Origin of the sequence: Curtobacterium sp. MCPF17_018 (genome assembly GCF_003234135.1) — a bacterium.
Classification (GTDB): domain Bacteria; phylum Actinomycetota; class Actinomycetes; order Actinomycetales; family Microbacteriaceae; genus Curtobacterium; species Curtobacterium flaccumfaciens.
On sequence record NZ_QKSJ01000001.1, the window covers coordinates 23,087 to 43,797 of the forward strand.

Here is a 20,711-nt window from a genome sequence, read left to right on the forward strand (position 1 = left end):
GCAGGGCAAAACCGCCGCCCCACGAGGACTCGGCCGCCCACGCCTCGCCGCCTCGAACCCAACGGACGAGATCACCAGGAGAGTCAGACCAGACGACGACAGTGAACAGGTCAGCGAGCCCATCCGGAAGCGGGATAGCGGCACCAACGCCGTTCATCAAGTCTCCGTTTCGCACGCGCGGAGCGACATCTCAATCCCTGAGAACAGGACCTCAGGCCGAGCTGTCGTCGCCTTTGGGCCGCGTGTATGGGGTGCTCAGTGCGGATGTCACTTGTGCTGCGGATCAGAACGGCGGTAGAACCCCGACCACTCGTTCTGCTGCCTCCACGACCGCTTCGGCGACCTCCGCTGCATTCAGTGCGTCGTCGGGCGTTGCGATCGGGGAATCGGGGTTTGGGTACTCATTCGCGTGGCGGCGCCGCCTCAGCCTGTCGAAGCGCTTCAGCAGGGGTTCGAAGGTGTTTCCGAACTGATCGCCGAGAACGTCTATGACGACACGATGCCCACCCTGCGCCGTCGGGCGTAGCCCTTGTACCGCGAGGATCCCAGTCAGGGCCTTGCGTGCGCCGTCGTATGCCACGTTGACGCCGGAGACTGGATCGGAGGTTGCAAGGGTACGCGCAGAGGCCGCCGCGATTCGCGCCTGTTTCAGAAGGTCGTCGGCGTGAGCACGATTTGGGCTGACGCGCTCGAGCTCGCGGGCGGAGAGCGCCCGTTCAACGGACGCGCGGCCCGCCTCCCACCGAAGTATGCGATCAGTCACGAGCCGATCCTGTCAGAAACTCACGAAAGAAGGCGGACGACCGGGCGTGACTGGACCGTTCGAACGAACGGATCCCCGTCATCAGCCCATCGGGCGGCGGACATCGCTTCAACGTTCACGTCGCGTCGTAGTAGCTTCCGGGCGGAGTACTCGAAGTCGTACACCTCAGCCTCATCGACCGTGCCGATCAGGAGGACGTCAATGTCGCCAGGCGGAGGTCCCTCGACGCCGTTCAGTCTCGCGGCCCACGAGCCATACACGTAGGCTTCTTCGACACCCTCCATCTCCCGGATCAGCGGCGGCAGTGCGACGAGGGGGCCGTAACCCCACTCGACAATCTGCCGAAGGGGTGCGAACAGGGGGTGGGCCTCGTTCGCGCGAACGTACCGGTTCCGACCGGACCGTCGTTCAGTCAGAAAATCGGCGTTCAACAGGCGGTTCACCTCGCGGAGTGCAGTGACGCCGCTGACGGAAACCTCGCGTCCTAGAGCGTTGATGCTGAACTCCTCGTCGGGTCTCAGGAACAAGGTTGCGAGGAGGCGTCCCTGGGCGTCGGACCGGAGCAGGGGAGTGAGCGTCGGAACAGACTGCTTCATAACCCGTAGCATACGCTGCGCTTCTAGAAGCAGTTTGTCGTTGTCATCACTGATCGAGCGCAGGGTGCGACAGTGCCGCCTTAACGAGCGAAGCAGTGGCCGGACTCGAACCTGCGCTCGCGCCTCGTCCTTCGCGCGGACCGACGAGCGGTCGGCTGCGAGGATGAGTGCAACGGCGAAGTCGACAGCACCGCTCTGACCCGGAGCGCCGGTCGTGCATTGCCACGTTGCCGCTGTCTCGCTGCCGCCTGGCCATCTTCTCGTCGCGACGGTCCGTCACCGTCGGCCGGCCAGTGCCGGTGGCGGAGCCGGTGCTGCTCGGGACATTTGCTGGAGAGTTCGCACTGCCGGCCCTGCTCAACTGCGAACTCAGCCAGGGCCTACCAGCGTCAGCGAAGTCGCGGACAGTGGAACGGGCGTCTATCGTCGGACAGGTTCTTCGTTCGCCGCATAGGTGATGGACATGCCGTCGTCCAGTCGCAGGAGCAGAATGCCAGCCGTAACCGCCTTGCCAGCACGACGCCTCGCGTCCGTGTTCAGCACGCGTGTCTTCCGGGCGCTCGCGGCGGAGCGCCCAGAAGACGTCCTAGCTCGACTCGCTCCGCTGGCAGCCCTTGACGCCCCGAGTACCGCGACGCTTGGTGAGCGGTTCGAGGAGGCCCATCGGCGGCTAGTCGCGTCGTATCGGTCCGAGTATGTCTTCAAGAACACGCTGGTGTCGAAGATCGTATTCGGCAAGCATCGACCTGCGACAGCATCGGCGATATTGGAAATGCCGATGGGCGACTCCGAAGCGGACCTCCTTGTCCTAAATGGCACGTCCACCGTGTACGAGATCAAGACGGACCTCGATCAGTTCACCCGCCTGAACGGCCAGCTCCGCGACTACTGCACTCGCGCGGACCGGGTCTACGTGGTCACTTCCGATGGAAGGGCCGCTGCTGCGGAAACTCTTGTCCCCAACCACGTTGGAATCCTCGCTCTGAAGCGGTCCGGCGCACTGTCTACCGTCCGCCTCGCAACATCGAACCTCGACCAGATCCGCCACGAGCACCTGTTCCGCATGCTTCGAAGGAACGAAGCGCAGGCACTCCTACACAGCCGCATCGGGTACACGCCCGACGTGCCCACCGGGCGTCTCTCCGAGCGCATGGGAGCACTCTTCGGTGAACTCGACGTCGCAGAGGCGCACCGACTCGTTGTCACGCAGCTTCGACAGCGGGGGCGAGCTGCAGCCAGTTTGACCAGTGCGGTCGGCTTCCCCACTAGCCTTCGCGCCCTCGCCTACGGGGCGGAGCTTTCTGGCGTCGGCCGTGGACGCCTTCTCCGGCGGTTGCATCAGCCGATGGCCCTCATGTTGGGGGCTTGAAGCCACTCACCTCGAACGCGAGAGTTGCTCCGAACTGGATCGGAGCATCTCCTTGTACGTCCCCTACCTCTACGGTCGGCAAGAGGAGGCTCTCGCCCTCGCCGAACTTGCACCTAGCCTCGCCGCTAGCGGGCACGTTGTCCCGCTCATCGAACCCGCCGCGACGACCGTGCAACTTCACAACAAGGTCAGCATCATTCGTGCAGCAGGTGCGTCGGCGATGATCGTTGCCAACCCAACAAGAGGCAAGCTGACTACATTGACGGCCCAAGCGACAGCACTCGGTCACCTTGCAGCAGACCTCGCCGACGCTGCCCACATTCGCCCAGTTTTCCGCGAGTCGGACGGTCAAGGGCTCGCGGAGCTGAAGGCATTCCTTGTGACGTACCCCGCACGCCCGGTCGCCGTGGTCCTCACGACCCAGCTGATCCGGCCGAGTGATCTCGCGGCCGCGTTGAAAGGCCGCGACTACCTCGTGTTGTTCGACATCGGTGTCAGCGCGATGTCCTACCTGCCGGACATCCCGGCGGGGCGGAGCATCGATGTCGGTCACCGATTCCCTGGACGCGACCGCAACGTCGACTACGCAAACCCCAACGACGAGTTCTTCAGCAATGACCTTCTGACGTGGAAGGCAGCGGGCCGCGCCGGCTTCTCCGACTTCACAGTCCTGCCCGCGACGTACACCACCGGTGGCGGGTCCGCTGTCGCGATCGCTGTGCACCTCACCTATATGACCGTCGATGGGCTCAGAGTCCGTCACTACGTCTCCGACGACAGTGTGCGAGGTGACTACCCTCCGAAGTGGCGGGCACTCCTCGGCGACCTAACCGCCGACACCGCCGCCTATCCCAACCTTTTCGAGCCGACCGATGGTCTCGGTTCGTTCCTCGCTCAAGCACGCAGTACCGACTACACGAGTCTCGGAGCAAGTAAGCGCCAGCAGATCGTGCATCACGTTCAAACCGTCGACCGGCGCATGGCGACCTGATCTGCGCAGCCGCTCCTGGCCGTGATCGTGCGCCCGGGGCACGCGCGGCATGCGGGCTCGACCACGTGCTTGACCCGAAGGCACCCCCAGGCGCGGCACATGCGGACAACCCGGTGACCACGGCAATGCAGACCACGCCCGCTGCTGCAGTGAGGAGCTGATGGTCTCGTCGTCGCAAGGGTCCCCCAAAGAGTTGCGATCGTCAGAACTGCCGGTTCGCCACATCCGCCCGGTGCGACACCGCCAGTACGTCCCGCAGCCGCTCCGCGGGCAACGGTGCTCCCTGATCGGCCAGGTAGTCCGCCGCGAACCCCTCGGCACTCGCCGCGTAGATCCCCGTGTACGCCCCGGACTCCGGCTCGAAGCGCCACGAGTCGGCGAGGCTCCCGGCGTCCACGGTGTCGAACCCGAGCAGCTGCACGAGCTCGGCGACCACGGCCTTGGCCTGCTCGTCGTCGCCCGCGATCGGCAGCGCCGTGCGGGGAGTGGAGTCGGCGAGGTTCGGGATGTGGTGCGCGACGATGTTGTTGAAGGCCTTGACGATCCGCGTGCCGGGCAGGAGTGTCTGCTCGTACTCCGCCGTGGTCGTCGCGAGGGTGTCGAGCTGCTCGATCCGGCCGTCGCGACCGGGGTAGTAGTTGCCCGTCGACAGCACGGTCCGCCCGGCGAAGGTGTCGAGGTCGGGGGCGAGTGCCGGGTAGGCGGTGAGCGGGATCGCGAGGACGGGCACGTCGCCGAACTCGACGGCCTGTCGCACGGTGCCGGCCTGGGCGTGCGGGCCGAGCTCGGCGACGAGGTCCTGCAGCGACTCGGGGCCGCGCGAGTTCGCGATGAGGACGTCGAGGTCGGCGGCGACGGCCAGGCGTGCGATCGCGGTGCCGATGGCTCCGCTGCCGATGATGCCGATGCGGTTCATGTGGTGCCCTTTCAACAGTGGTGGAGGTCAGGGGAGAGCAGGGGCTTCCCAGCCGCGCCGCGACAGGGCGGAGAGCGCGGCGGAGGACGAGTCGTCGGCCATCGCGGCACCCTGGACCCAGCTGGTCGCCAACGCGGCGAGGAACAGGTCCCGCGCGCGGACGTCGGCACGCGCACGACCGGAACGCTGCGCGGCACGGAGGAACTCGTCCGTGGTGGTGATGAACCCCTGGCACGTCAGGGCGAGCGGCGACGAGTCGGACGACGCGGCGGCGCGGAGTGGTTCGGGCAGTCCGTCGAACGTGCCGGCCCACTCGGTGACCGCGTCGAGCCAGCCGTGCAGGGCGTCGCCGGTGTCCACGGAGCCGTCGCGCAGTGCTTCACGACGCGCCACCAGGTGCTCGTCGCGGGCGGCGAGGAGCTCGGCGATCAGGGCCTCGCGTGTGGGGAAGTGCCGGTAGAGGGTGCCGGCGCCGACGCCGGCCTGCTTGGCGATCGCGTCGAGCGAGCCGGTCACGCCGTGCTCGGCGAAGGCGCGCTCCGCGACCTGCAGGATGTGGTCCCGGTTCCGCAGCGCGTCAGCGCGCGGGGCGCGCCCGGCGGGAGCGGTCTGCTCGGGCATGGCGGGCCTCCAGGCTGTGGCGTCGGGAACCGGAGAAGCTCTCCGGAATCACCACAGTACAGGAGACCCTCTCCGTTTCGACGCTGAAGCGCGACGCCCAGGCGTCAGGACTCCTCGGCAGCCTCCGCCGCGTCCGCCAGGTCCGTCCTCGTGTTCGCGTGGATCGGCTCGCTGTGCCCGAAGGTCTTCGCGGCGGCGCGCAGCCGCCCGACGAACTCCCCGTTGTCCATCTCGAGTTCGTCCTCTTCCGCGTCCTCGATGACGATCTCGCTCGAGGGCCCGATGAGGATCTTCGTGGTGGTCATCGTCCCGTCGTCGGCGACGGCGGGCACGTCGACGGTGTCGGCCCGGTCGCCCCCGGCGAGAGCCGCGGCGTACTCGATCACGGCGTCGGCGACGTCGTCTCCGACCAGGATCGTGGTGGCGTCGTAGTGGATGTGCTTCATCGCGTACTCCTTCCCGAACCCATACAAACGTGCGGCGCGGGAACCGGCTTCAGGATGACCGCTGTGCGCGGTGGTCCGGGGCCGGCGCGGGCAGGGCGTTCCACACGTCGCCCCAGATGAGTTCGAAGTCGACGGGGCGGATGCGGTCGGCCCGGAGCGCCTGTTCCAGGATCGACAGCGCGTCCAGGGAGCCGGTGAGCAGGCGTTCGTCGCCGTGGACCTCGCGGCGGCCGTCGCCCAGGAACGTCGTCACGGTGACGGACCGCACCCGTGGCCGCAGCGCGCGGGTGGCGCGGGCGAGGACCGCGAAGCCGCCGCCGTAGAGGAGCAGCGCGGTGGTCGTGCCGACGGCGGGGACCGAGACGGCGAGCACCAGGGCAGCGAGGGCGACGACCGCCCCGACGGCCGGCCAGACGTGCCAGGCGCGCAGCAGCAGGCGCTCGCCGGTGGTCGTGCCGGGCGGGAACACGACGAGGGTCCGCGAGCTCCACAGTGTTCGGCCGACGGGCCGGACCGTGTACCGGCCCCACAGGTGGGCGCCGTCGAGCAGCCGGGTGCGGACCGGCAGCGCGACGGTCATCGATCCACCGGCGCGAGTTCCGCCCGGACCGGTTCGACGACGTCGCGGTGCCGGACGGTCGCCAGGCACGGGAAGCAGACCAGGTCGCCTTCGCGGACGTCGGCGGGCAACGGAGCCGGGAGGCGGTGGAACGGACCGTCGGCCTGACCGTCACAGCGGGTGACGACGTACATCGGGGAGAGCGGAGCGGTGCTCCGGCGTCCGATCAGGCGCACCTGGTCGAGCACGGCGCAGGTCGGCAGGACCGCGTCCAGTTCCAGGAGCACCACGCCGGTGCGTGGTCGCCGCACGCGGGTGACCGACGCGACGGCGACGCTGACCTCGCGGGGTGTCCAGCCGCGTGGACGGTACCGGGGCGGGGACTGCTCGGCGGTGTGCACGGTCGGGGTGCCGGTGAGGTCGGCGAGCCGGACCATCGAGATCGCCGAGACCAGCAGGTCGTCGGTGGTCGCTGTGGTGCGGGCCGGCCAGAGGAACGGGTCCATCGGATCGGGGAGCGACGCGCGGAGCGTCGGCATGATCGCAGTCAGTGTCACGACCACACGCTCTCGCGCGCTCGAACGGCGCGGAAGGCCTCCTGACGGAACCCCTACGGTCGGCGCCGGAGTCCTGACGGAGCGCTCACCGGCGGGTGGCCGAGCGCAGGGCTGCGGTCCACCCGAGGGAGATCACGCCGGCGCCGATCAGGGTCTTCACCACACCACCGAGGACGAACGGGTACAGCCCGTACTGCAGGGTCTGCTGCAGGTCGAGGCCGAGTGCCACCGCGAGCCAGGCCATCCCGGCGACGAAGGTGACGACGGTGCCGACGGCGAAGGACAGCAGCGCATTCCGCAGCGGGCGGTCGCCGAAGCGTTCAGCGACCCAGCCGACCAGGGCCGCGGCGGCGACGAAGCCGACGATGTACCCGCCGGAGGGGCCGACGAGCACGCCGACCCCGGCCGAACCGTCCGCGAAGACCGGCAGCCCGACGACGCCGAGCAGCGCGTAGACGAGCATCGACAGGGCACCACGACGGGCACCGAGGGCACTGCCGACGAGCAGCACGGCCAGGGTCTGCCCGGTGATCGGGACGGGCCAGATCGGCACGGACACCTGCGCGGCACCGGCGGTCAGCAGCGCGCCGCCGAGGACCAGGGCGGTGCTGACGACGGCGGTGCGGGGGAGCAGCGCGTCGGCGAGCGGACGGTGTGCGGCGGGGGTGATCGTGGTCATGGTGTTCCTCGCTGGGGGAAGGAGCCGGGGGAGAAGGAGCTGCGGGAGAAAGGGACGGGGTCAGACCGCGACGGCGGCCAGCAGGGACTCGGCGTCGCACCGGGCCCCCTCCACGGCGGCGGTGTCGAGGCCGCAGGCGCGCAGGCAGGTCGCGACGAGGGCGTCGCGGTCGGCGTCCTGCACGGGGCCGGACCGGCGGAGCTGGATGACGGTCTCGGTGATCTGGATGAGCACGGCACCGAGGCGCGCCGGGGAGACGCCGGCGGCGACGTCCGGGGTGGCAGCGCGCGAGCCGAGGCGCCCGTAGGCCTCCTGCAGTTCGACTCGCTCGGCCCGGAACCCGTCGTAGCGCTCGCCCTGCACCTCGGGCAGCAGGTACAGCGTGCCGATGTTGTGCGGGGTGCGGGCGAGGGTGTCCACGTCGGCGACGACCAGCGCGGCGAGGGCACCGGCTGCCGAGGCCGACTCCGGCACGAGCTGCTCGAGGCCGCGAACCAGCTCGAGGCTCGGGCGCACCGAGGTCGTGAGCAGCTCGACGAGCAGGTCGTCCTTGCCGGCGAAGTGGTAGTACAGCGAGGCCTGCCGGATCCCGACCCGTTCGGCGATCGCCCGGGTCGAGGTCGCGCTGATGCCGTTCTCGACGAACAGCGCGGCGGCGGCGTCGAGGATCTGGTCACGCGGGCTCATCGCGGAGTCGGCGTTCGGCACGACCCGCGGTCGGCCGGGGCGCACGGGCCGGTCGTCGGGGGACATGCCCCCATCCTGACAGCCGGTGTCCGTCACGACTGTTCCCGGTACGCGCGCCAGCCGCCGTGGTGGGTGATGTCCTCGGCCCCCTGGACCGCGAACGGCTCGACCAGGAACCCGGTGACCTCGGTACCGTCGTCGAGCGCCACGGTGCCGATCGCCATCGGTGCCGGCAGGGCCGCGACGAAGGTGCCGAAGCCGGCGGCGGGCAGGCGCCAGACCTCCCCGACGATGCCCGACCCCGGCGCAGCGGCGCCGGACGCGACCGGACCCACGCGGACCAGCCCGGGCTTGGGCGGCACCGTGTCGAGTGCGTACAGCCGGTAGTCGAGCGCGGTGCGGGCCTCCCGGACGAACGATCCGCCGGACGCGACCAGCTGTCCGTTCAGCGGCCCGTCGCGCAGGTGCGCCCCGACGACCAGCAGGTCGACGGTCGGGGCGGCGAACGCGGCCGCCAACGCCGCCAGGCGCCGGTCGGTGAACGCCGGGCCGGTGAGCATGACGCCGAACGGCAGGCCGTCGACGAACCCGGCGGGCACGGCGAGCGAGGCCATGTCGAGCAGGTTCGCGAAGTTCGTGTAGCGACCCATCCGGCTGTTCGCGCCGATCGGGTCGGCCGCAACCTGCTCGAGCGTCGGGTGCCACGTCGTCGTCGGGGTGAGCAGGGCGGTGGTGCCCTCGAGTGCGGCGCGACCGGCTGCCCCGAACGCGTCGAGCCGTTCCTGGTCGGCGAAGAGCTCCGCGGCGGTCGGTCGTGCGCCGCCGAGCACGATCGCGGCGACCGACGGGTCGAGGTCGGCACCGATCTCGTCGCGGTGGGCCTCGATGTGGGCGCCGACGGCCGCGTACCGTTCGGCGACGAAGGCGCCGTCGTAGAGCAGCGACGCGGCGTCGAGCAGGGGTGCGATGTCGACCTCGACCACCTGGTGTCCGAGCGCGCGGAACCGGTCGACGACCGCGGCGAACGCCTCGGCCCAGCCGGGTGCGAGCCCCTCGAGCTGTGACGGCAGCGGCACCGCGATGCGCGGGACGGCGGGCAGGTCGGCGAGGGCGCGGTCGGGCCGTGCGAGCGGGTCGACGCCGTCCGGACCGGCCATCAGCTCGGCCGCCGTGCGCGCGAGGTCGAGCGACCGGGCGAACACCGTGACGCAGTCCTGCGAGCGGCAGGCGGGGACGACGCCGGTGTTCGGCACGAGCCCCTTCGTCGGCTTGACCCCGACCAGGTTGCCGAGCGCGGCGGGCACCCGGCCGGACCCGGCGGTGTCGGTGCCGAGCGCGAAGTCGACGATGCCCAGGGCGACCGCCGTGGCGGAACCGCTCGACGAGCCGCCGGAGATCCGCGTGGGGTCCCAGGCGTTCCGGACCGCGCCGAAGGGCGAGCGGGTGCCGACCAGGCCGCTGGCGAACTGGTCGAGGTTCGTCTTGCCGACGACGACGGCGCCGGCGGCGCGGAGCCGGGCGACGGCGGTGGCGTCGGCGGCGGGGTCGTGGGCGTAGGAGCGGGCGGCTGCAGTGGTGGGCAGGCCTGCGACGTCGATGTTGTCCTTCACGGCGAAGAGCAGGCCGGCCAGGGGCAGCGTCGGGTCGACGGCTTCGGCCTCCGCCAGCACGTCGGCGCGGTCGCGCAGCGTGATCCAGACCTCGGGCCGGTCGACGGCGTCGATGCGGGCGAAGGCGTCGCGGACGCGGGCCGAGGCGAACGTCGTGGCGGCCGAGCCGGCGCTCGTGCCGGCACTCGCCGCGCTGATCCCGCTCACGCTGCCGCTCCGATCGCGGCGAGGACCTGCCCCGGCGCGACCTGGTCGCCCGGCTTGATGTACACCTCGAGCACGTGGCCCGGCACCGGTGCGTGCACCATCGACTCCATCTTCATCGCCTCCACGGCCAGCAGCTTCTGCCCCTCGTCCACGCGGTCTCCCGGTCGGACGTCCACCTGCCACACGGTCGAGGTGAAGGGGGCGTACACGGCGGTCGACCCCTCGGGCACGGTCACGGCGTCGGCCACCACGGCGGCCGGTTCGTCACGGACGTCGAACTCGCCCGATGCCCGCCACCGCTCCTTCTCCTCGCCGAACGCCTGCGCCTGCTGCGCCCGGAAGTCCGCGATGGACCCGGCGTTGTCGGACAGGAACCGGTTGTACGACGCGATCGAGAACTCACCCTCGACGGTCTCGAACGAGCCCCGCCCGGCGTCGGTCTCGGCGCGCAGCTCGAGCAGCTCGTCGGCACCGACCGGGTACCACTCGATCCGGTCGAAGAACCGCAGCGCCCACGGGTTCTCCTGGAACAGCCCACCGCGGCGGAACCGGTTCCAGATCTGCACCGTGCGGCCGACGAACTGGTAGCCGCCGGGCCCCTCCATGCCGTAGATGCACAGGTACGCGCCACCGATGCCGACGGAGTTCTCGGCGGTCCAGGTGCGGGCCGGGTTGTACTTCGTCGTGACCAGGCGGTGCCGGGGGTCGAGCGGGGTCGCGACCGGGGCGCCGAGGTACACGTCGCCGAGGCCGAGCACCAGGTAGCTCGCGTCGAACACGGTCCGGAAGACGTCGTCGACGCTCTCGAGCCCGTTGATGCGACGGATGAACTCGATGTTCCACGGGGTCCACGGGGCGTCGTTCCGCACGCCGTTCATGTACCGCTCGATCGCCAGCCGGGTAGCCGGGTCGTCCCACGACAGCGGCAGCTTGACGGTGCGCGACGGCACGACGAGCTGGTCGGTCGGCGGGATCTCGTCCTCGAGCTCGCGGAGCAGCCCCGCCACGTCGCGCGCCTTGAGCACGGACGCGTCGGTGTGCACCTGCAGCGAGCGGATGCCCGGCGTGATGTCGAGGATCCCCTTCGGCGTGTGCTCCTGCAGCTTCGTCATGAGCGCGTGCACGCGCATCCGCAGAGCGATGTCGAGGGTCATGTCGCCGTACTCGACGAGCACGCTGTCGTCGCCGTCGCGTCGGTACGCGACGCTCGGCCGCACGTCGGTCGCGTCCAGGTGGGCGATCACACCGTCGTCGCCGTCGCCTCCGGTGCGCGGCACCGTCCTGGAGGCCCGGTGTGCGTCGAGCTCGGCGGCGTCGGCTTCGCGGACGGGGACGAACCGGACCGTGTCACCCGGTCGGAGCTGGCCCAGCTTCCACAGGTCGCCGCTGGCGACCACGGCGGGGCAGACGAAGCCGCCGAGCGACGGCCCGTCCGGTCCGAGGATGATCGGGGTGTCCCCGGTGAAGTCGATCGCACCGACGGCGTACGGGGTGTCGTGGATGTTCGACGGGTGCAGACCGGCCTCGCCGCCGTCGGTCCGCGCCCACTTCGGCCGCGGGCCGATGAGCCGGATGCCGGTGCGCGCCGAGTTGTGGTGCACGGCGTAGTCGGTGGCGTAGAAGACGTCGAGGTCGGCGCGGGTGAAGAAGTCCGGCGCCGCGTGCGGCCCCTCGGTGACGGCGATCTCCCACGCGTCGGTGACCGCGGTGCGGCGGTCGGCCGGGGTCGGGCCGCCCACCAGGCCCAGACGTGTTCCGGCCGGGAACGCCGGGTGCGGGGCGTCCGAGTCCGGGGAGCCCGGGCGCAGGACGTCGCCGGCGAGCAGGGCCCGCCCGGCGTGGCCGCCGAAGCCACCGAGCGTGAAGGTCGCGGTCGAGCCGAGGTAGGTCGGCACGTCGAAGCCGCCCCGGACCGCCAGGTAGGTGCGGAGGCCCGGACCGGGGGCCGTGCCGATCGCCAGGGTCTGGCCGGCGCCGACCTCGACGGGCTCCCACAGCGCCACGGGTTCGCCGTCGAGGGTGACCGGTGCCGGTGCACCCGTGAGCGCGACCACCGCGGCGGCCGAGAACCGGAGTGTCGGGCCGGTGGCGGTGACCTCGAGCGCGGGGGCACCGTCCGGGTTGCCCACGGCGCGGTTCGCCTCGGCGAAGGAGGCCGCGTCGAACGGGCCGCTCGGCGGGACACCCACCTGCCAGTACCCGACCCGGCCGGGCAGGTCCTGGATCATCGTCATGGTGCCGGGCGCGACGACGTCGATGCGCGGGTCCGGGTCCTCGGTCGCGTCGAGCGTCGAGGTGGAGTGCGTGGCGGTGCGGAGCTCGAGGTCGTCGGTCAGCGCGCGGAGGAGCCCGGCGTTCGTGACGATGCCGTCGATGCGGGTGGTCGCGAGTCCGTCGCGCAGCAGGTCGAGGGCGTCGTCGCGGGTCTCCCCGGTGGCGATCACCTTGGCGAGCATCGGGTCGTAGAACGCGGACACCTCGGAGCCGGTCTCGACCCAGCCGTCGACGCGGATGCCGGTGCGCTCGCCGGATGCCGTGGTCGCGCTCGGGAACACGGCCTGGGTGACGAGGCCGCTGGAGGGCAGCGAGCCCTTCGCCGGGTCCTCGGCGTAGACACGGGCCTCGACGGCGTGGCCGTTCGGGGTCCAGGTGCGGTCGAACACGTCGGGGTCGATGCCGGCGGCACCGTCGCGGGCCAGGCGGAGCATGAGCTCGACGAGGTCGACGCCGAACACTTCCTCGGTGACCGGGTGCTCGACCTGCAGGCGGGTGTTCACCTCGAGGAACGACGCCTCTTCGCGCACCGGGTCGTAGACGAACTCGACGGTGCCGGCGCTGCGGTACCCGACGCTCTCGGCCAGGCGGCGGGCGGACGCGTGCAGCTCGGCGCGGACGTGCTCGGGGAGCGCCGGTGCCGGGGCCTCCTCGATGACCTTCTGGTTGCGGCGCTGCAGGGAGCAGTCGCGGTCGCCGATCACCGCGACGCGGCCCTCGCCGTCACCGAAGAGCTGGACCTCGACGTGCCGGGCCGGCCGCACGAGCCGCTCGAGGAAGATGCCGGCCGACCCGAAGTTCGCGGTCGCCAGGCGGACGACGCTCGTGTACGCCTCGCGGACCTCGTCGAGGGTCGAGCAGGCCTGCATGCCGATCCCGCCGCCACCCCCGGTGGCCTTGAGCATGACGGGCAGCCCGATGCGCTCGGCCTCGGTCACGGCGTCGTCGATGCTGGCGAGCAGCCCGGTGCCGGCGAGCATCGGGACCCCCGCGGCGGCGGCCAGCTCGCGGGCGGTGTGCTTCGCGCCGAACCGGACGATCTGGTCGGCGGTCGGCCCGACGAACCGGATGCCGGCGTCCTCGCAGGCCCGGGCGAAGTCGGTGTTCTCGGACAGGAACCCGTAGCCGGGGTGCACGAGTCCAGCGCCGGTGTCCTTCGCGGCCTGCACCACCGCGTCGATGCGCAGGTACGAGTCGCGGGCGGGGGCGGGACCGAGCCGGACCGCGGTGTCGGCCTCGCGGACGTGGGGTGCCGCGCGGTCGGCGTCCGAGTAGACGGCGACGGTGCGCATGCCGAGCGCCTTCGCGGACCGGATGATGCGGCGGGCGATCTCACCGCGGTTCGCGACGAGGACGGTGTCGGTGCGAAGGGTGGGGGTCTGGTTCACGGTGGCGGTCCCGGTGGGGTCGGGCGCGGCGGTCACGGCTGGACCACGATCATGCGCAGCGGTGTGCAGGAGAAGTCGTTGCAGGGGTTGTTCATCTGCGGGCAGTTCGAGACGACGACGAGCACGTCCCGCTCGGCCCGGATCGCGACCCGCTTGCCGGGGGCGCTCATGCCGTCGACGATCCCCAGGGCGCCGTCGGCCTCGACCGGCACGTTCATGAACCAGTTGAGGTTCGACACGATGTCGCGGGCGCCGAGTCCGTGGCGGCCGGCCTCGGCCAGGAAGTTCTCGCGGCAGCCGTGCTGGTACCGGGTGTGGTGCCCGTACCGCAGGGTGTTCGACTCCTTCGAGCACGCGCCGCCGATGGTGTCCTGCCGGTCGATCTCGTTCGCGACGACGGTCATCAGCGGGCGGCCCTCGCTCGACATCAGCACGGTGCCGGTCCGGACGTACGCGTTGCCCTGCGCGGCGAGGGTGTCCGGCACGCTGTACCGCTCGTCGGGGTCCTGGGCGTCGTAGAGCAGGCAGTCGGCGCTCTGGTTGCCGCCGACGTCGACGATGGTGAGCACCTCGCCGGCGCGGACCACGGCGGACCACGGCGCGAGCGGGGCGATCCGGTCGTCGCGGACCACGGTGCCCGGCACCAGGGACTCGCTCCAGTCGAGGGGGACGTCCGGGTCGTGGACGGCTCCGACCGGGACGGTGGAGGCGGGGGTGTGGGTCGTCGTGTCGGTCATCACAGGCCTCGGGCTTCCGCGTGGTCGATCGAGTTCAGGTAGGCGCGGGTGAGCTCCGGCGTCGCGGTGAACCGCTCGTCGGCCGCGGTCGTCGGGGCCCCGCGCCAGGCGTGCACCCGCAGTGGTCCGACCAGGTAGTCCGGGCGCGGGTCGATCGGGTGCGCGACGTTCGCGACCAGCACGAGCAGCGGCAGCTCGGCGACGAGCGTGACGTGGGTGCCCGCGCCGGCCGAACCGGTGAAGGTCATCGCCCCCTCTGCGTCGATCCGCACGCCCTGGAAGAACGAGATGCTCGGCGGCAGGTCCCGCTTGGTGAGCCCGTGCTTGGCGGCGGCCTTCGCGAACAGCGACCGACCGCTCGGGGTGCGCCCCTCGGGTGCCGCGTCGCCGTACTTCCGCTCGTTCCAGGCGTCGGACGAGGTGCCGCAGAACGCGTCGTGGTGCCCCGAGGTGTCCTCGAGCACGGTCGCGAGTGCCCGGCCGTCCCCGCTCAGCAGGGGCGAGCCCTGGCCCAGGTACGCCTGCCACGGGATCTTCTGGGTGTCGGCGACGTTGAGTCGCTCCCACGGTTCGAGCGCGTTGAACACCAGGACGTTGGCGCAGGCCTGACCCGTCGGGTCGTCGAACCGCAGCCGTGATCCGCGGGCCAGCACCTTGTGCGTGTACCCGCCCGGCGCCACCGTCTCGGCCCAGACGAGCTGCGCGGGGTCGACGCCCTCGGGGGCGAACGGTGACGACGACGCCGGCAGGTACGGCATGTACTCGGACTGCGAGCCGGCCTGGGCGCGTGCGTCGGACCGGGAGGCGAGCACGCTGTCGGTCTGGTGGAGGTCGCGCATGGGGTTCCTTCCGGATCAGGCTTCGACGGAGGCGGCGGTCGGGCTCGCCGCAGTCGCGGCTGCGGGGACGGGGACCGCCGCGGTGGTGGGGACCTCGGCCAGGGTGATCGGCCCGTGCGTCCGGTGACGCCAGCTCGACCACGCCCAGCCGACGAGCAGCACGCCGCCGATGAACAGCAGGGCGCTGTACTGCAGCCACCACGAGGTGCCGGTCAGGTCGTAGATCTCCGGCCGGGGCCAGATGAGGTTGATCGCCATGCCGATCTGGAACGCCACGGCCAGCGCGTTGAGCGGGATGCCCCAGCGACCGAGGGTGAACAGCGGCTTGCCGTCCTCGTCCACCCCGGTCGGCAGCCCCGTGCGCCGGAGCTTGATCCGCTGGACCAGCAGCGGCCCGGTGACCCCGAGGTAGGCCAGGTAGAGCATCGCGATGCACAGGCTCGACAGGGCGGTGAAGATCGCGGACTGCCCGATGTTGACGGCGAGGGCCAGCCCGGCGCCGACCCCGACGACGATCGACGCGGCGATCGGGGTGCCGGTTCGGGGCGAGACCCGGGCGAGGGTGCGGTGGAAGGGCAGCGCCTTCTCGCGCGCCATCGAGTAGACCATCCGGGCGCCGGCGGTCTGCACGGCGAGGGTGCAGGCGAAGACCGCGACGGCGACGGTGCAGAGCAGGAGGCGACCGAGGACGTCGCCGAGGGTCGAGGTGATCACCCAGGCGAGGCCCTGCGTGGCGAGCTTGCCGTCGGTCAGGCTCGGGGCTGCGACGAGGGCGCCGATGATGAGCAGCCCGCCGCCGAGGCCGGAGACCGTGAGCGCTCGGACGATCGTCTTCGGGGTGGTCCGGCGCGGGTTGTGGGTCTCCTCGGCGAGCTCACCGGCCGAGTCGAAGCCGACCATCACGTACGCGGCCATCAGCGAGGACGCCAGGAACGCCCACACGTACGGCTCGGTGCTCGTCGACCCGGTGGTCGTGAACACCACGGAGGCGCTGCGGTGCGGCAACAGGAACAGTGCGCCGATGAGCACGACCACGCCGACGATCTCGATGAGCACGCCGAAGCTCGTCACGCGGGCCATCAGCCGGACGCTCGTGATGTTCACGATCGTCGTCACGGCGAGCATCACCAGACCGAGGACCACCGCGTTCGCGGCACCGGTCGGCGACGCGACGGACGGGTCCGCGCCCGGACCGCCGACGACCTGGAACCCGTCCCAGATCGCGGGGAGCACGGCCTGCACGGCGATGGCCGCCACCGCGACGGTGAGGATCTGGCCGATGATCATCGTCCAGCCGGTGAACCACCCGAACCTGGCTCCGGCCAGGCGGCTCGACCACTGGAAGATCGCGCCGGAGATCGGCCAGCGGGCCGCGAGCTGCGCGAAGTTCAGCGCGACGAGCAGCTGGCCACCGAAGACGAGCGGCCACGCCCAGAAGAACGCGGCACCGCCGAGCCCGAAGCCGAGTCCGAACAGCTGGAAGACCGTGGTGAGGATCGAGACGAAGGAGAAGCCCGCCGCGAAGGAGGAGAACGAGCCGACCCCGCGGTGGAGTTCCTGCTCGTAGCCCAGGCGGGCGAGCCCCTGGGTGTCGACGTCGGACGTGGCGCGCGGTGCGTGGAGCGGTGCTTGCGGAGAACGCATGACTGCAGACCTTTCGCGGAGTACCTGTCGGGTGACAGGTAGTGCGACAAGTGTCTTGCGGCCCTGTGTCGCCGCCGTTGCCCGTCTGTTTCGAGTGCGTGACGGCAGGCCTCGGCGTGTAAACGTTCCGAGTCGGCGGGCAGATCAGTGGCGGGGGATCACCGGTGGGGGATCACTCGACGTCGACGTCCCGCTTGCCGCGGCGGACGATGAGCGGGTCCGGCTTGCCGATGACGTCGGTGTCCTTGTCCGGGTAGTCGAACTGCGTCAGGAAGTACCGCATCGCATTGAGCCGCGCGCGCTTCTTGTCGTTCGACCGCACGATCGTCCACGGCGCGTAGCGCTTGCTCGTCCGGGTGAACATCGCCGTCTTCGCCTCGGTGTAGTCCTCCCACCGGTCGAGCGACAGCAGGTCGATGTCGGACAGCTTCCACCGCCGCACCGGGTCGAGCTGCCGCATCGCGAACCGTGTCCGCTGCTCGCGCCGGGTCACCGAGAACCAGAACTTCGTCAGGTGGATGCCGGAGTCGACGAGCATCCGCTCGAACTGCGGCACCTGGGTCATGAACGACTCGTACTCGTCGTCGCTGCAGAAGCCCATCACCCGTTCGACGCCGGCACGGTTGTACCAGGAGCGGTCGAACAGGACCATCTCACCGGCGGCCGGCAGGTGCTGCACGTACCGCTGGAAGTACCACTCACCACGCTCGCGCTCGGTCGGCTTGCTCAGTGCCACGACCCGCGAGGTCCGGGGGTTGAGGTGCTCCGTGAACCGCTTGATCGTGCCGCCCTTGCCCGCGGCGTCACGCCCCTCGAAGAGCACGACGACCTTCTGGCCGGTGTCCTCGAGCCAGTACTGGCACTTCAGCAGCTCGATCTGCAGCAGGTACTTCTGGTACTCGTACTCGTCCCGCGGCAGGCGCTCCGAGTACGGGTAGTCGTCCTGCCAGGTGAGCACCGGGTTGCCGTGCGGGTCGATCAGCTCCGGGTCGGCCGTCTGGCCGTCCGCGACGCTGTACCCCTCGGTCCGCAGCTGTTCGATGTACTCCCGCAACGGCTGCGAGTACGGCGCTGTGTCCACGGTGTCCTCCCTCTGCGAGCCGATCGGCTGTCGGCCCCAGGCCATCCTGGCCCGGCCACCCGCACGACCGCCCCATGCCTCGCCCTGGACGCGACCCGATGACGGCCTGGAGGCGCGGTGCGGGCCCGCCCCGTGCCTCCCGACCGCATGTGCCCTGTCTCAGGCCATGATGGTGCCATGACGGACCAGGCCGAGATGATCCACCCCGAGATCGCACCGAGCGGAGACGGGTGCGTCGAGTGCGACGCGACCGGCTCGTGGTGGGTGCACCTGCGCCGCTGCGCGGCGTGCGGCCACGTCGGCTGCTGCGACGACTCCCTCAACATGCACGCGACGCGGCACTGGGAGGAGACCGGGCACGCGGTCATCCAGAGCTACGAGCCCGGCGAGACCTGGGCGTGGGACTACCGCGACGACACCCGCTCCGAGGGGCTCGAGCTCGCAGCACCCACCAGCCACCCCGTGACGCAGGCAGTCCCCGGGCCGGCGGATCGCCTTCCCGGGGACTGGTTGGAACTGCTCGGCGGATCACGCTGATCCGCGGCGGTCGTCAGGTCAGTTCAGCCCGACCTGCGTCGCCGCGTACTCGGCCTGCGGCTGCGTGAACTGGTTCCCTGCGGATGACGTGAGCTGTGCGATGAGGCTCGCGCGCGAGAAGCCCATGCCCGAGGACATGTAGCCCTCCGCGGCGGTGACTGCCTGTGCGTTCCAGTCGGCCCCGGCCTTCGCGACGGCGTACTGCGCCTGCTCGGGGGTGAACTGGTTGCCGGCGCTCGACGTCAGCTGACCGTTCAGGCTGGCCTCGGAGAAGCCCATGCCGGAGTCGAGGTACCCCTTGGCTGCGGCGAGTGCCTGTGCGTTCCAGTCGGCACCGGAGTGGTCGATGGCCCACTGCGCGTCCGCCTGAGCGAACCCGTTGCCCGCGCTCGAGGTCAGCTGCTGGAGCAGGCTGGCGGCGGAGAAGCCCATGCCGGAGTCGAGGTAGCTCTTCGCAGCCGCAGCTGCCTGGAGCTGTCCGACGGTGCCGGATGCCTCGGCGGGCTTGTCGGCGGTCGCCTTCTCGGGGGTCTTCGGCTTCTCCACCTTCTTCGACTCCTCGCTCGCAGCGGCCGGGCTGGCAGCGGCGACCTCGGTGGCAGCAGCAGCGTCAGTGGCAGAGTCGTCGGAGGAGCCGCTGTACACGCCCGCGAGCATGGCGCCGAGGATCACTGCGACTGCGCCGACAACGGTCCCCGCGACGGCGCGGCGCCCCTTGCGACGGATGCCGATGATGCCGAGCACCACTGCGACGACGCCGAGGAAGATGCCGAACCCGTTCGTCGGCGGGATCACCGCGAAGAGGATGCCGAGGATCCCGAGGACGACCGCTGCGGTGCCGAGGCGGGCTCGTGCCGGACGCGGCTCGGGAGCCGCGGGGACGTAGGCAGGAGGCTGCTCGGTGGGGGTGGTCTCGGGCATGTCGGGTTCTCCGGAAGTTCTGAGGATCAGCAAAGGCGAGCAAACGTTACAACCGGTCCGGACACGGTTGCACCGCAGAGATCGAGTCAGCTCGGAACCTTGCGCGAACCCGCAGCGATGTGGTTCGGCGACCACCCAGAACTGGGGGACCACGCCGCTTTCGTGGCTCGCGTTCGGCGGACACGACAAGAGGAAGAGGCACGGAGCCAGCTGGCTCCGTGCCTCTCAATTGTCGTCAGGTCAGACGGCCGCGGTCGCCTCGTCGCGGCGCGGGAGCTTCCAGCCCGGACGCACGAAGTGGCAGGTGTAGCCGTGCGGGTTCTTCTCGAGGTAGTCCTGGTGCTCGTCCTCGGCCTCCCAGAACGGGCCGGCCGCGGTGACCTCGGTGACGACCTTGCCGGGCCAGATGCCCGACGCGTCGACGTCCGCGATGGTGTCGAGCGCGACCTGCTTCTGCTCGTCGGTCGTGGTGAAGATCGCCGAACGGTAGCTGCGACCGATGTCGTTGCCCTGGCGGTCCTTCGTCGACGGGTCGTGGATCTGGAAGAAGAACTCCAGCAGGTCCCGGTACGAGATCTGGGACGGGTCGAAGACGATCTCGACCGACTCGGCGTGGTCGCCGTGGTTGCGGTACGTCGCGTTCGGCACGTCGCCGCCGGAGTAGCCGACGCGGGTGCTGACGATGCCGGGACGACGACGGAGGAGCTGCTGCGCTCCCCAGAAGCATCCGCCGGCGAGGATGGCGGTCTCGGTGGTGGTCATGGTGGCCTCCTGGGCTCTCGTGTCACTGGCTGCGACACCGTGTGGTGCAACCGGCAACAGGGACGATCTGTTCCCGTCGTCAGGTCCGCTGTGGGGCACGGACCCACCCGGGTGTGCGGTCGGTACGACTCGACCCTACGAGCGGGACCTCGGTGCCAGCTCCCTATTGGTTCCACGCTGCAACTATCGACCCCTTTGGCCCTTGCTGGTGGTGGTGTCGCAGCAGACGCCTGCGCAAGCTGAGGTAACCGGTGCGGCTCCCGAATGCTGGTGCCGTCGCGCGTGGCGTGATCGCACCCCGGAAGTCGATCGGCTGCCGGACTGGGTTGGAAGGCTATGCGCATCTATCTACTGACCGGGCCCGAGCCGCATCGGTGCCTGCTATATCGGGTCGGTGCAGCTTGATTCGACCCCCTCATGTGGGGGTGCGGGTGGGGGAGTAGTTCCGTAGCGTGACTTTCTGGTTGCTCGGCGACGCCATGGGGGCGTCATCGCTGGTTGCGGCCTGTTGAGGGGTTCTGCGCGTG

At 70.5% G+C, this 20,711-nt stretch carries 20 protein-coding genes; 3 read left to right on the forward strand and 17 right to left on the reverse strand.

Annotation, left to right across the window (positions count from 1 at the left end; translation table 11 throughout):
• Positions 1–283: 283 nt before the first annotated feature.
• Complete coding sequence (locus tag DEJ27_RS00120) at positions 284–763, reverse strand: HEPN domain-containing protein (protein WP_111090088.1); 480 nt, start codon at positions 761–763, stop codon at positions 284–286.
• A 20-nt stretch (positions 764–783) separates the two neighbouring features.
• Positions 784–1,359, reverse strand: coding sequence for an ArsR family transcriptional regulator (locus tag DEJ27_RS00125; RefSeq protein WP_146244622.1), 576 nt, complete (start codon positions 1,357–1,359; stop codon positions 784–786).
• A gap of 490 nt (positions 1,360–1,849) precedes the next feature.
• Between DEJ27_RS00125 and DEJ27_RS00130 the strand changes: the two genes are divergently transcribed.
• Both DEJ27_RS00130 and DEJ27_RS17405 read left to right on the forward strand, forming a co-directional pair.
• A complete protein-coding gene (locus DEJ27_RS00130; RefSeq protein ID WP_181430044.1) occupies positions 1,850–2,728 on the forward strand; it encodes a sce7726 family protein in 879 nt (292 codons plus the stop codon).
• A 52-nt stretch (positions 2,729–2,780) separates the two neighbouring features.
• The gene (locus tag DEJ27_RS17405; RefSeq protein ID WP_181430045.1) at positions 2,781–3,719 is read left to right on the forward strand and encodes a sce7725 family protein; all 939 of its coding nucleotides are present in this window, start codon (positions 2,781–2,783) and stop codon (positions 3,717–3,719) included.
• Between the two features lie 202 nt (positions 3,720–3,921).
• Here the strand turns inward: DEJ27_RS17405 and DEJ27_RS00140 are convergent, their stop codons facing one another.
• The 13 genes from DEJ27_RS00140 to ppk2 all read right to left on the reverse strand — a co-directional run bounded on the left by DEJ27_RS00140 (position 3,922) and on the right by ppk2 (position 17,964).
• A complete protein-coding gene (locus tag DEJ27_RS00140) occupies positions 3,922–4,635 on the reverse strand; it encodes an NADPH-dependent F420 reductase (protein WP_111090092.1) in 714 nt (237 codons plus the stop codon).
• A gap of 27 nt (positions 4,636–4,662) precedes the next feature.
• On the reverse strand, positions 4,663–5,256 hold the full coding sequence (locus DEJ27_RS00145) for a TetR/AcrR family transcriptional regulator (RefSeq protein ID WP_111090093.1): 594 nt from the start codon (positions 5,254–5,256) through the stop codon (positions 4,663–4,665).
• A 104-nt stretch (positions 5,257–5,360) separates the two neighbouring features.
• Positions 5,361–5,702, reverse strand: a complete 342-nt coding sequence (locus tag DEJ27_RS00150; protein ID WP_051597132.1) for a hypothetical protein — start codon at positions 5,700–5,702, stop codon at positions 5,361–5,363.
• Between the two features lie 49 nt (positions 5,703–5,751).
• Positions 5,752–6,282: a DUF6611 family protein gene (locus DEJ27_RS00155; protein WP_110858534.1), complete on the reverse strand. Its 531-nt coding sequence runs from the start codon at positions 6,280–6,282 to the stop codon at positions 5,752–5,754.
• Positions 6,279–6,818, reverse strand: a complete 540-nt coding sequence (locus DEJ27_RS00160) for a hypothetical protein (protein ID WP_146244625.1) — start codon at positions 6,816–6,818, stop codon at positions 6,279–6,281. The genes DEJ27_RS00155 and DEJ27_RS00160 overlap by 4 nt, the downstream gene beginning before the upstream one ends.
• An 85-nt stretch (positions 6,819–6,903) precedes the next feature.
• Positions 6,904–7,497: a biotin transporter BioY gene (locus tag DEJ27_RS00165; protein WP_111090095.1), complete on the reverse strand. Its 594-nt coding sequence runs from the start codon at positions 7,495–7,497 to the stop codon at positions 6,904–6,906.
• Between the two features lie 60 nt (positions 7,498–7,557).
• Positions 7,558–8,250, reverse strand: coding sequence for a TetR/AcrR family transcriptional regulator (locus DEJ27_RS00170; protein ID WP_111090096.1), 693 nt, complete (start codon positions 8,248–8,250; stop codon positions 7,558–7,560).
• Between the two features lie 26 nt (positions 8,251–8,276).
• Positions 8,277–10,001, reverse strand: coding sequence for an allophanate hydrolase (locus DEJ27_RS00175; RefSeq protein WP_258370263.1), 1,725 nt, complete (start codon positions 9,999–10,001; stop codon positions 8,277–8,279).
• The gene (gene uca / locus DEJ27_RS00180) at positions 9,998–13,699 is read right to left on the reverse strand and encodes an urea carboxylase (protein WP_258370264.1); all 3,702 of its coding nucleotides are present in this window, start codon (positions 13,697–13,699) and stop codon (positions 9,998–10,000) included. The genes DEJ27_RS00175 and uca overlap by 4 nt, the downstream gene beginning before the upstream one ends.
• A complete protein-coding gene (locus DEJ27_RS00185; RefSeq protein WP_111090097.1) occupies positions 13,696–14,400 on the reverse strand; it encodes an urea amidolyase associated protein UAAP2 in 705 nt (234 codons plus the stop codon). The genes uca and DEJ27_RS00185 overlap by 4 nt, the downstream gene beginning before the upstream one ends.
• Complete coding sequence (locus DEJ27_RS00190) at positions 14,400–15,239, reverse strand: urea amidolyase associated protein UAAP1 (protein WP_111090098.1); 840 nt, start codon at positions 15,237–15,239, stop codon at positions 14,400–14,402. The genes DEJ27_RS00185 and DEJ27_RS00190 overlap by 1 nt, the downstream gene beginning before the upstream one ends.
• Positions 15,240–15,254: 15 nt before the next feature.
• Positions 15,255–16,883, reverse strand: coding sequence for an APC family permease (locus tag DEJ27_RS00195; protein WP_111090099.1), 1,629 nt, complete (start codon positions 16,881–16,883; stop codon positions 15,255–15,257).
• 172 nt (positions 16,884–17,055) lie between these two features.
• Positions 17,056–17,964, reverse strand: a complete 909-nt coding sequence (gene ppk2 / locus DEJ27_RS00200) for a polyphosphate kinase 2 (RefSeq protein WP_258369751.1) — start codon at positions 17,962–17,964, stop codon at positions 17,056–17,058.
• A gap of 177 nt (positions 17,965–18,141) precedes the next feature.
• Here ppk2 and DEJ27_RS00205 point away from each other — a divergent pair, with 177 nt between their 5' ends.
• Complete coding sequence (locus tag DEJ27_RS00205; RefSeq protein WP_111090100.1) at positions 18,142–18,501, forward strand: UBP-type zinc finger domain-containing protein; 360 nt, start codon at positions 18,142–18,144, stop codon at positions 18,499–18,501.
• A gap of 18 nt (positions 18,502–18,519) precedes the next feature.
• Here DEJ27_RS00205 and DEJ27_RS00210 read toward each other — a convergent pair whose 3' ends face one another.
• Positions 18,520–19,422 (reverse strand): Ltp family lipoprotein, encoded by a 903-nt coding sequence (locus DEJ27_RS00210; protein WP_111090101.1) that lies wholly within the window; start codon positions 19,420–19,422, stop codon positions 18,520–18,522.
• Between the two features lie 240 nt (positions 19,423–19,662).
• The gene (msrA, locus tag DEJ27_RS00215) at positions 19,663–20,184 is read right to left on the reverse strand and encodes a peptide-methionine (S)-S-oxide reductase MsrA (RefSeq protein WP_111090102.1); all 522 of its coding nucleotides are present in this window, start codon (positions 20,182–20,184) and stop codon (positions 19,663–19,665) included.
• Positions 20,185–20,711 lie beyond the last annotated feature (527 nt).

What these genes read in the sequence shown, in the direction of transcription:
- DEJ27_RS00195 (WP_111090099.1), bottom strand. Translation starts at nt 16,883, where the DNA reads ATGCGTTCTCCGCAAGCACCGCTCCACGCACCGCGCGCCACGTCCGAC.
- DEJ27_RS00165 (WP_111090095.1), bottom strand. Translation starts at nt 7,497, where the DNA reads ATGACCACGATCACCCCCGCCGCACACCGTCCGCTCGCCGACGCGCTG.
- DEJ27_RS00140 (WP_111090092.1), bottom strand. Translation starts at nt 4,635, where the DNA reads ATGAACCGCATCGGCATCATCGGCAGCGGAGCCATCGGCACCGCGATC.
- DEJ27_RS00130 (WP_181430044.1), top strand. Translation starts at nt 1,850, where the DNA reads ATGCCAGCCGTAACCGCCTTGCCAGCACGACGCCTCGCGTCCGTGTTC.
- DEJ27_RS00205 (WP_111090100.1), top strand. Translation starts at nt 18,142, where the DNA reads ATGACGGACCAGGCCGAGATGATCCACCCCGAGATCGCACCGAGCGGA.
- msrA (WP_111090102.1), bottom strand. Translation starts at nt 20,184, where the DNA reads ATGACCACCACCGAGACCGCCATCCTCGCCGGCGGATGCTTCTGGGGA.
- DEJ27_RS00155 (WP_110858534.1), bottom strand. Translation starts at nt 6,282, where the DNA reads ATGACCGTCGCGCTGCCGGTCCGCACCCGGCTGCTCGACGGCGCCCAC.
- DEJ27_RS00190 (WP_111090098.1), bottom strand. Translation starts at nt 15,239, where the DNA reads ATGCGCGACCTCCACCAGACCGACAGCGTGCTCGCCTCCCGGTCCGAC.
- DEJ27_RS00150 (WP_051597132.1), bottom strand. Translation starts at nt 5,702, where the DNA reads ATGAAGCACATCCACTACGACGCCACCACGATCCTGGTCGGAGACGAC.
- DEJ27_RS00170 (WP_111090096.1), bottom strand. Translation starts at nt 8,250, where the DNA reads ATGTCCCCCGACGACCGGCCCGTGCGCCCCGGCCGACCGCGGGTCGTG.
- DEJ27_RS00145 (WP_111090093.1), bottom strand. Translation starts at nt 5,256, where the DNA reads ATGCCCGAGCAGACCGCTCCCGCCGGGCGCGCCCCGCGCGCTGACGCG.
- DEJ27_RS00185 (WP_111090097.1), bottom strand. Translation starts at nt 14,400, where the DNA reads ATGACCGACACGACGACCCACACCCCCGCCTCCACCGTCCCGGTCGGA.
- DEJ27_RS00210 (WP_111090101.1), bottom strand. Translation starts at nt 19,422, where the DNA reads ATGCCCGAGACCACCCCCACCGAGCAGCCTCCTGCCTACGTCCCCGCG.
- DEJ27_RS00125 (WP_146244622.1), bottom strand. Translation starts at nt 1,359, where the DNA reads ATGAAGCAGTCTGTTCCGACGCTCACTCCCCTGCTCCGGTCCGACGCC.